Below are 9478 nucleotides of genomic sequence, written 5' to 3'. Positions count from 1 at the left end.
AACAGGCGCTGCTGGCGCTCGACGACCGCGCCATGGTGCTCGAAGAGCTCGACGGCTTCATCGCCGGCCTGCTGGTCTGTCCCGAAACGATTCCCGTCAGCGAATGGTTCGCGGCTGCCTTTGGCATGACCGGCGGACGCACGTCCGTGTTCGACACCATCGATCATGCCAACGACATCCTCGGCCGGGTCACGGACTACTACAACGATATCGCGATGACGCTGGCGGAGCATCCGGAGGAGTATCGGCCACTGTTTCCGATCGATGAGAGCAATGGCGATGTGCTCTGGGAGCTGTGGATTGACGGATTCATGCGTGCGATCGATCTGCGTCGTTCCGCGTGGACCAAGCTTCTCGATGTCGGGGAGGATGCGACCGCGGCGTTGGCGGGGCTCTTCATGCTGGCGGACATCGCCGGCGAGAACCACGATCTGCCCGACAAAGAGCTCACGCGGTTGACCCAGCAGGCGCCCATGCTGATCCCGCAATGGGTCATCACCTTGCATGCGCATCGGCTGAGCAGGCCGGCGCCGGTAAGCAGTCTGGCCGACCAGCCCAATCCATTCGCGACTGCGCGGAAGGTCGGGCGCAATGAGCCGTGCCCGTGCGGTTCGGGCAAGAAGTACAAGCGCTGCTGCGGAGCGAATTGAGCGGAGAGCGGCACGGAGTGCGCCGGTGTTCCGAGCAGGCGCCGCCTGACCGGCTGTAGGGCGGATCGGCCGTTCCGGGCTCGCCACGACACCGTCTTGTTTGCCGCCACAATGAACAGTAGCCTGTGCAACGACTGCGCCGCGCTGGCGCTGGGCAACAAGAACGATTGAGGAAACGACATGAGGGTGACGATCGCCGGGGCCGTTGTGGCCTTGACGGCAGCTGCGGTGGTGACGACCGCATTGAACACGGCCTGGGCGCATGGCCCGACCCGGCGCAAGGTGCAGCAGCAGGTCGAGATCAACGCCGCTCCGGCCAAGGTGTGGGCGGTGATCGGCAATTTCCAGGACATGAGCTGGCTCGGCCCGGTCGAGAAGACCGAGGGCGACAAGGGCAACGAGATCGGCGCCACCAGGCGGCTGACGCTGAAGGGCGGGGCCACGGTCGACGAGGAGCTCTATAAGTACGACGCCGAGAAGATGAGCTATTCGTACCGGATCACGGCTGTCGACGTGAAGGTGCTGCCGGTGACCAACTATTCGTCGACCATCACCGTGTCGCCGAGTGCGGACGGCAAGGGCAGCCTGGTGGAATGGGCGGGCGCCTTTTACCGCGGCTTTCCCAACAACGATCCGCCGCCGGAGCTGAACGACGAGGCCGCGATCAATGCCGTGACCGGGCTCTATCACGACGGGCTCGACGGATTGAAAAAGAAGGTCGAGAGCGGAAGCTAGCTTGGAAGGGGTGTTATCGCCCAGTCGGCAGTGCGCTCCCTCTCCCCGTTCTTCACGGGGGAGAGGGTTGGGGTGAGGGGCAGACGCGCCCTCAGTGGAGGTCGTTAGACCTGTACCCCCTCACCCGGATTGCATCTGGCGATGCAATCCGACCTCTCCCCGCAGGCGGGGCGAGGTTGCACCGAAACCACTGGCGCAGCGAAGACAACCTATTAAGTCCTATTCGAGCGTTACTGCTCGCGATGGTGTTCGCCTGGAGCACCGCGGCGCGGGCGGAGGAAGCGTTCGTCACCAACCAGCTCAGCGATGATCTGACCATTGTGGATCTCGCCAGCCTGCGGCCGCTGGCCACGATCCCGATCGGTGGCAAGCCGGCCGGGGTTGCAGTGGCGCGTGACGGGCGGTTTGCCTATGTGACCAGTCCTGACGACAAGGCCGTCAGCATCGTCGATGCGGCGGCACGGCAGGTGACGGGACGGATCGAGGTCGGTGGCGGGCCGCTCGGCATCGCCGTCCCGCCTGACGGAGCTGCGGTCTATGTCGCGGACTGGTACGCGGCGGCGATCCGCGTCGTCGATCCCAAAGCGCGGGCCGTGGTCGCGAGCATCGCGGTCGGCGCCTCGCCCTCGGGGCTGGCGGTCACGCCGGACGGCAAGCTGCTGCTGTCAGCGGACCGCGATGATGACAGCGTGTCGGTGATCGACACGGCCACACGCGAGCGCAAGGCCGTGATCAAGGTCGGCACCCGGCCGTTCGGCGTCACCATCGATCCCGAGGGCCGGCGCGCCTACACCGCCAACGTCGGCTCCAACGATGTCTCGGTGATCGATCTCGCTGACAACAGCGAGGTCGGGCGCGTGAAGGTCGGCTTGCGGCCCTATGCGGTGGCGCTGGCGCAGGGGCGCGGTTTCGTCACCGACCAGTATGACGGGACCGTCAGCGTGTTCGATCTGGCGAGCCTTAAGCCGCTCAAGCGCATTTCCGTCGGCGACTATCCGGAAGGGATCGAGGCGACCGCGGACAGTCAGCGCATCATCGTCGCGAATTGGGAGAGCAACACGCTCAGCATTATCGACGTTGCCGAGTTGAAGGTTGTCGGCGAGGTCAAGGTCGGTGACGGCCCGCGTGCGTTCGGGGTATTCCTGCGGCGGTGAGGGTTTCCTGCGGTCATTCCGGGATGGTCTGACCGGGCCGCGCATCGCGCGGGCCGGTGAGACCAGACCCGGATCTCGAGATTCCGGGTTCAGCCCTGCGGGCTGCCCCGGAATGACGGTGCAACTACGCGTGTCCGTCCAGGTAAGCTTGTCGTGCCCCGCGCAGGCGGGCACCCGGTACGCCGAGACAGCCGTGATGAACGCTGACGGTGTCGCGTATTGGGTCACCCGCCTTCGCGGGTGACGACAGCGGAGCGTTGTCGCAGGTCTTGATCGCTAGGGCGAAGTCCGACCACCGCCTCCGCGATCTGCTCCATCTGCTCGAACACCAGATCCGGCTTGCGGTCGATCAGCGCCTGACGCGCCGCATAGCCCCAGGTGACGGCGCCGCAAGCGATGCCGGCGGCGCGCGCGGCCTCGATATCGCGGGTCTCGTCGCCGATCGAGATCGCCTGCGCCGGATCGCGCCGGGCACGCTTCAGCACGCGGCGAAACTTCTGCGCCTTTCCGAACACCGAGGCGGAGCAGTCGAAATCGGCAAACAAGGCGGCAAGCGGCCCGAGCTTCTGCCGCGCATTGGCTTCGGTGTCGGAGGAAACCAATGCCAGCGCGACGCCATTGGCCGCCAGCGCGGCGAGCATGGTGTCGACGCCGGGAAACAGCGGAATGGTCGCGGCATCAGCGGTCTTCAGCTTGCGCATGTGCCGTGCGATCAGCGGCAGCTTCCAGCGGGGCACCTGCAGGAAGTCGAGAATCTCGCGGGTCGACGCGTGCCGAAGCCGCTCCACGTCCCCGTCTTGCACGCGGCGGAAGCGATAGCGGTCGGCGACCAGGTTCACGGTGCGCGCGAACCAGGGGAAGCTGTCGACCAGCGTGCCGTCGAGATCGAAGATGACGAGGGAGTAGCGCATGAATTACTTGAGGCTTACGTTAGCGCGTCTGCAGTGACAAGCCGAAGACTTGGTGTGGCTCTCAGAAGACTTGGTGTGGCTCTCAAATGTCAGTTGAGCCTTGCCGTAGTCGTGCGCAGCTATTGCCGCAGGCCCGGTGTCGTCCCTGCGAAAGCAGCGACCCGTAGCCCCCGGGCTCTCGGAATTGTGAGATGTCGCTCCAGCACCTGCAGATCGGCAGAGGTGGCTATGGGTCCGGCACAAGGCCGGGACGACAGCATGCGTTGCGGCTGGTCACGCAATCTCACGTGGTGAAGTCAGATCCATGATCGCGGTCCATCACATTCGCTCACATCTTTTTGGTGATCGGCCGAAAACGGAACCCTCCCGCAGTGCGGTAGTTTACCACCGACTTGAAGCAAGGGAGCGTGCACATGCAACGCAAGATCCAAATGGCTGCAGTGGCGGCCGCAACTCTGATCGCCGGCACCGCCGGCGCGTTCGCGCAAGGTTATGCCCGCTACGGAGATTCGATGGCTTGGGGACCCGGGCCGGGCTACGCGGCCGGTCCGGCCTACAGCTATGACGCCGTTCCGCCGCAGCCGATGTATTACGGTGGCCGGGGCTGGTACGGCGGCTATGGTAACGGCACCAACCACCCGACGCCGAGCTCGACCCAGGGCGATGTCGGCCCGCAGGGCAATAACAACGGCACGGTCACGGGCGTGTACCGCTATCAGCGCTGGTAAGATCGGCCTGAACTAACATCATGCAACAAACCCGCGGCTCGTGATCGCGCGGCGGGTTTGTCGTTGCGAGGTGGGCTGTTTGCCCCGTAGCCTTGTATTTACTCCGCCGCCTCGCTCGCCGATCCGCTGCGCTTCTTCGGCTTGGCCGACTTCTCCAGCACCGGCTTCAGGAATTGCCCGGTGTAGCTGCGCGGCGCCTTGACGATGTCCTCGGGCGGACCCCAGGCCACGATCTCGCCGCCGCCGTCGCCGCCCTCGGGGCCGAGGTCGATTACCCAGTCCGCGGTCTTGATCACTTCGAGATTGTGCTCGATCACCACCACCGTGTTGCCCTGCGCGACCAGCTCGTGCAGCACCTCCAGCAGCTTCTTGACGTCGTGGAAATGCAGGCCCGTGGTCGGTTCGTCCAGGATGTAGAGGGTGCGCCCGGTGGCGCGCTTGGACAATTCCTTGGCGAGCTTGACGCGCTGCGCCTCGCCGCCGGACAGCGTGGTGGCCTGCTGGCCGACATGGATGTAGTCGAGCCCGACCCGGTGCAGCGTGTTGAAGGTCTCACGCACGCGCGGCACCGCCTTGAAGAACTCGGCAGCTTCCTCGACCGTCATGTCGAGCACGTCGGCGATCGACTTGCCCTTGAACAGCACCTCCAGGGTTTCGCGGTTGTAGCGCTTGCCCTTGCAGACGTCGCAGGTGACGTAGACGTCGGGCAGGAAGTGCATCTCGATCTTGATGACGCCGTCGCCCTGGCAGGCCTCGCAGCGGCCGCCCTTGACGTTGAAGGAGAAGCGGCCGGGCTCATAGCCGCGCGCCTTGGCTTCGGGGAGGCCCGCGAACCACTCGCGGATCGGCGTGAAGGCGCCGGTATAGGTTGCGGGGTTTGAGCGCGGCGTGCGGCCGATCGGCGACTGGTCGATGTCGATGATCTTGTCGATATGTTCCAGGCCCTCGATGCGGTCATGCGGCGCTGCCGCCTCATTGGCGCCGTTGAGCTTGCGCGCGATCGCCTTGTAGAGCGTGTCGATCAATAGCGTCGACTTGCCGCCGCCGGACACGCCGGTGATGCAGGTGAACAGCCCGAGCGGAATCTCGGCCGAGACGTTCTTTAAGTTATTGCCGCGCGCATTCACCACCTTGATGGTGCGGCGATGGTTCGGTGGCCGCCGTTCCGGCACGGCGACCTCGAGCTCGCCGGTGAGATATTTGCCGGTCAGCGATTTCGGGTTGCGCATGATCTCGGCCGGCGTGCCTTCGGCGACGATGTTGCCGCCGTGCATGCCGGCGCCGGGGCCGATGTCGAGCACGTAGTCGGCGAGGCGAATGGCATCCTCGTCATGTTCGACCACGATCACGGTGTTGCCGAGATCGCGCAGCCGCTTCAGCGTGTCGAGCAGGCGGGCGTTGTCGCGCTGGTGCAGGCCGATCGAGGGCTCGTCCAGCACGTAGAGCACGCCGGTCAGGCCGGAGCCGATCTGCGAAGCCAGGCGGATGCGCTGGCTCTCGCCGCCGGACAAGGTACCAGAGGAGCGCGACAGGGTCAGATAGTTGAGACCGACGTCGAGCAGGAAGGTGAGGCGCTCGCGGATCTCCTTGAGGATGCGCGCGGCGATCTCGGCCTGCTGTGCGTTGAGGCTCTCCGGTACTTTCGCGAACCACTCGCCGGCCGCCTTCACGCTGAGTTCGCTGATCTCGCCGATATGCTTGGTGCCGACCTTGACGCACAGCGCCTCGGGCTTGAGCCGGTAGCCGTTGCAGGCGGCGCAGGGCACGTCGTTGAAATATTTGCCGAGCTCCTCGCGCGCCCATTCGCTCTCGGTCTCGCGGAAGCGGCGCTCGATATTGGTGACGACGCCCTCGAACGGCTTCTTGGTGTCGTAGGAGCGGATGCCGTCCTCATAGGTGAACTTGATCTCGTCGTCGCCGGAGCCGTTCAGCAGCGCGTTCTGCACCTTCTTCGGCAGCTCCTTCCACTTGGTGTCGAGGGTGAATTTGTAGAACTTGGCCAACGCCGTCAGGGTCTGCAGATAATAGGGCGAAGACGACTTGGCCCAGGGCGCGATCGCGCCCTTGCGCAAGGTCAGCTCCTTGTCGGGAATGACAAGGTCGGCGTCGACATGCTGCTCGACCCCGAGCCCGCCGCAGGCGGGGCAGGCGCCGTAGGGATTGTTGAACGAGAACAGCCGCGGCTCGATCTCAGGGATGGTGAAGCCGGAGACCGGGCAGGCGAATTTCTCCGAGAACAGGATGCGCTCGGGTCCGCTCTTGTCGTGGATCTTGGCGGTCTTCTTCTTCTCCTCGGCCGGCGCGTTGGAGGCGGGCGCATCGGCGAACTCGATCACCGCCAAGCCCTCCGCGAGCTTCAGCGCGGTCTCGAAGCTTTCCGCAAGCCGCTGGCCGATATCGGAGCGCACCACGATGCGGTCGACCACGACGTCGATATCGTGCGGGAACTTCTTGTCCAGCGTCGGCGCCTCGGCGAGCTCATGGAAGGTGCCGTCGATCTTGACGCGCTGAAAGCCCTTCTTGAGATACTCCGCGAGCTCCTTCTTGTACTCGCCCTTGCGTCCCCGCACGACCGGCGCCAGCAGATAGAGCCGCGTGCCTTCCGGCAGCGCCAGCACGCGATCGACCATCTGAGACACGGTCTGGCTCTCGATCGGCAGGCCGGTCGCCGGCGAGTAGGGTACGCCGACGCGCGCCCAGAGCAGGCGCATATAGTCGTAGATCTCGGTGACGGTGCCGACGGTGGAGCGCGGGTTCTTCGATGTCGTCTTCTGTTCGATCGAGATCGCAGGCGACAGGCCGTCGATCTGGTCGACGTCCGGCTTCTGCATCATCTCCAGGAACTGGCGCGCATAGGCCGAGAGCGACTCGACGTAGCGGCGCTGGCCCTCGGCATAGATCGTGTCGAAGGCGAGCGAGGATTTGCCGGAGCCGGACAGGCCGGTGAAAACGACGAGCCTATCGCGCGGAATCTCGACGTCGATGTTCTTGAGATTGTGCTCGCGCGCGCGTCTGATGGTGATGGCGCGCAGGCTCGACTGATTGGCTTGCGCACGCTGCTTGGCCTTGAGCACTTCATCCATCGCGATTCGTCCCACGGCGCCGGTCCAGCGCCATTGTTGGCGGCGCGCACACTAGCGCGCCTTTCGGTTCAGGCGCGCTCCGCCGGGAACCGGCCATCGGACGCCAAAGGAGAAAGGTAGGCTAGGAACGTAGGAAGAACGGCGGCGAATTTCCAGTGCGCGAATCGAATCATCAACAATGCGCAGGCGGAATGGCAGCGCCTGTCAGCAGGCCGGCGCCGAACAGGTGCCAAGAGCACAAGAGCAGGAGCGGTAAAGAAAAAGCCTCCGCTCGCGGGAGCGGAGGCTTTGCAGGTGGCCCAGAAGGCCCGTCGGTCTTAGAAGTGGTAGTTCACGCCGACCTGCACAGTGTGCAGGTTGAGGTCGCCGGTCGGCAGCGCACCGTTGAAGTAGGTCTTGCCGCCGAAGCTCTTGTAGAGGTATTCAGCCTTGATCGACCACTTCGGAGCAATCAGGAACTCGGCGCCAGCGCCGGCGGTCCAGCCGCTCAGGAACTGCGAGTCGGACGCGCCCACGCCGAGCGCGGATAGCGTGATCTTGTTGTCGGCCCAGGCGTAACCCGCGGTGCCGTACAGCAGGACGTTGCCGAAAGCGTAGCCGAGGCGGCCGCGGACCGTACCGGTTGCATCGACCTTGCTTCCGACGCTGACGGCACCGAAGCCGGGGACAACGCCCGCAACGGAGTCGTTGATGTCGGCCCAGGCGGCATCGGCCTCAAGGCCGTACACCCAGTTTGCGGTCTGCCAGTTGTAGCCCAAGGTGCCGCCCGCGAAACCGCCCTTCGGGCTGAGGATGCCGCCATTGTCCGTGGTGGCGTAGCCGCCCATCGCGCCGATGTAGAAGCCGGCCCAGGTCGGCAGCGGGGCCATAACCGGGGCCTTGGTGTAGGTGCGCGCGGCGAGATCGGCGGCGACGGCCGGAGCCATTCCCAGTGCGGCAAAGGCCACAGTCGTCAGCAGAAGTTTCTTCATGATTTCCAGTCCCATTCTTCCTCGTCGCTCTCGCCGCGCCTGCAAGTCCTGTCACGCGACCAGAACGTACCCGTTCAGATTGACGAGGCCCTCATAACCGAGGTCTGGGCGAAATACCGTCACCTCAGAGCCACAGTCGGGGCGAAAGCACGGATTTGGGAACCGATTCAAAAAGAGGTGGCCGTTCAACCACTTGTTCCAGCTGTGTCCGGAAAAACGCGGTCGTCACAGACAATAAAAAGGCCGGCGCAGGGCCGGCCTTCAGGTTCGATCGCGCCGCGCGGCAGATCAGTATCGGGTCAACGCCGCCCCGCCGAAGCGGTAATTGACGCGCACGGTTGCGAGATCGACGCTCTGCTTGATCGTATCGGTGCGGGCGTTGGCAAACGCGGTGGCGGGGAAGTTGATGTCGCGGCTGCCCATGAAGAGGTGGTCGTACTCGACCGCCACCGACCAGTTCGGGGCGAAGGCATATTCGACGCCGGTGCCGACGGTGCCGCCCCAGCGCGACTCGCTTGCCGAATCGAGTTCGGCGCCGGTCAGGGTGGCCAAGCCGCGGTACTTGTTGTGGGTGACGGCCGCGCCGCCCTTCACGTACCAGAGCACGTTGTCCCAGGCATAACCGCCCTGGACCGTGAACAGGCCGATCGCGTCGGTCTTGGTCTGATTGGTGATGCCGACTGCCGACGCGGCCGTGCTCGCATTCGATGCCTTCAGGTCGGTCCAGTCGCCCTGCGCTTCGACGCCGAACACCCAGTTGGCAGCCTGCCAGCGATAGCCGACCTGTCCACCGACCAGGCCGCTGGTGGCGTTGTGGCAGCCTTCGGACTGAGTGGCCGCCAGCGGCACGCCGGCAACACTGTTCAGCGTCCAGCAATTGCGGCTCCAGTCGGCGCCGCCATTGAGGCCGATGTAGAAGCCGGCCCAGCTCGGCAGCGGCGTCACATAGGCGGGCGCCTTGGTATAAGAGCGCGCAGCCAGGTCGGCGGCGGATGCAGGTGCTACTCCGAGCGCCGCAACGCCTGCAGTCAAGAACAGCATCTTCTTCATTGTTGTCTCCAGTCCCATTGATCCTCGTTGCCGGACCCCACCGGTCCGGACCCACCCCGAGTGGCTGGAGCAAAGTTGTAGCGATGGGAGCTTTCCAAAGCTGTCACCGGCGCGCTGCATCGACCGGAAGCTGCTGATCGTGCTTAAGGTTTGGTAAGCGCGCAGGCGCCGCCGCCGGCGCATGCCCGCCGGCCAG

General features: G+C 64.9%; 8 protein-coding genes. 4 read left to right on the top strand and 4 right to left on the bottom strand.

Annotation, left to right across the window (positions count from 1 at the left end; all coding sequences use genetic code 11):
* From BRAS3843_RS04670 to BRAS3843_RS04660, 3 genes are all read left to right on the top strand, one after another.
* Window positions 1-650 (top strand): UPF0149 family protein (locus BRAS3843_RS04670; RefSeq protein WP_035980824.1); only part of this gene is annotated, 650 nt, incomplete at its 5' end.
* A gap of 180 nt (window positions 651-830) precedes the next feature.
* Entirely contained in the window at window positions 831-1385 is a 555-nt protein-coding gene (locus BRAS3843_RS04665) for an SRPBCC family protein (protein ID WP_008967587.1), read from the top strand.
* Window positions 1386-1627: 242 nt separating this feature from the next.
* On the top strand, window positions 1628-2539 hold the full coding sequence (locus BRAS3843_RS04660) for a hypothetical protein (RefSeq protein ID WP_008967586.1): 912 nt from the start codon (window positions 1628-1630) through the stop codon (window positions 2537-2539).
* 224 nt (window positions 2540-2763) lie between these two features.
* On the opposite strand, the gene BRAS3843_RS04655 is transcribed toward BRAS3843_RS04660, so the two are convergent.
* Window positions 2764-3450, bottom strand: a complete 687-nt coding sequence (locus BRAS3843_RS04655) for an HAD-IA family hydrolase (RefSeq protein ID WP_008967585.1) — start codon at window positions 3448-3450, stop codon at window positions 2764-2766.
* A 413-nt stretch (window positions 3451-3863) separates the two neighbouring features.
* On the opposite strand from BRAS3843_RS04655, the gene BRAS3843_RS04650 reads away from it, so the two are divergent.
* On the top strand, window positions 3864-4178 hold the full coding sequence (locus BRAS3843_RS04650; protein ID WP_008967583.1) for a hypothetical protein: 315 nt from the start codon (window positions 3864-3866) through the stop codon (window positions 4176-4178).
* 98 nt (window positions 4179-4276) lie between these two features.
* On the opposite strand, the gene uvrA is transcribed toward BRAS3843_RS04650, so the two are convergent.
* From uvrA to BRAS3843_RS04635, 3 genes are all read right to left on the bottom strand, one after another.
* Window positions 4277-7261 (bottom strand): excinuclease ABC subunit UvrA, encoded by a 2985-nt coding sequence (gene uvrA, locus BRAS3843_RS04645; protein WP_008967582.1) that lies wholly within the window; start codon window positions 7259-7261, stop codon window positions 4277-4279.
* 317 nt (window positions 7262-7578) lie between these two features.
* A complete protein-coding gene (locus BRAS3843_RS04640) occupies window positions 7579-8232 on the bottom strand; it encodes an outer membrane protein (RefSeq protein WP_008967581.1) in 654 nt (217 codons plus the stop codon).
* 288 nt (window positions 8233-8520) lie between these two features.
* Entirely contained in the window at window positions 8521-9282 is a 762-nt protein-coding gene (locus BRAS3843_RS04635; RefSeq protein WP_008967580.1) for an outer membrane beta-barrel protein, read from the bottom strand.
* Window positions 9283-9478 lie beyond the last annotated feature (196 nt).

The organism is Bradyrhizobium sp. STM 3843, assembly GCF_000239815.1.
GTDB lineage: Bacteria > Pseudomonadota > Alphaproteobacteria > Rhizobiales > Xanthobacteraceae > Bradyrhizobium.
Note: the sequence above shows the minus strand (reverse complement) of the source record. Positions and strands in the feature narration are given on the sequence as shown.

Coding starts and splice junctions, on each gene's coding strand:
- BRAS3843_RS04665 (WP_008967587.1), top strand. CDS start 831: ATGAGGGTGACGATCGCCGGGGCCGTTGTGGCCTTGACGGCAGCTGCG.
- BRAS3843_RS04660 (WP_008967586.1), top strand. CDS start 1,628: ATGGTGTTCGCCTGGAGCACCGCGGCGCGGGCGGAGGAAGCGTTCGTC.
- BRAS3843_RS04655 (WP_008967585.1), bottom strand. CDS start 3,450: ATGCGCTACTCCCTCGTCATCTTCGATCTCGACGGCACGCTGGTCGAC.
- BRAS3843_RS04650 (WP_008967583.1), top strand. CDS start 3,864: ATGCAACGCAAGATCCAAATGGCTGCAGTGGCGGCCGCAACTCTGATC.
- uvrA (WP_008967582.1), bottom strand. CDS start 7,261: ATGGATGAAGTGCTCAAGGCCAAGCAGCGTGCGCAAGCCAATCAGTCG.
- BRAS3843_RS04640 (WP_008967581.1), bottom strand. CDS start 8,232: ATGAAGAAACTTCTGCTGACGACTGTGGCCTTTGCCGCACTGGGAATG.
- BRAS3843_RS04635 (WP_008967580.1), bottom strand. CDS start 9,282: ATGAAGAAGATGCTGTTCTTGACTGCAGGCGTTGCGGCGCTCGGAGTA.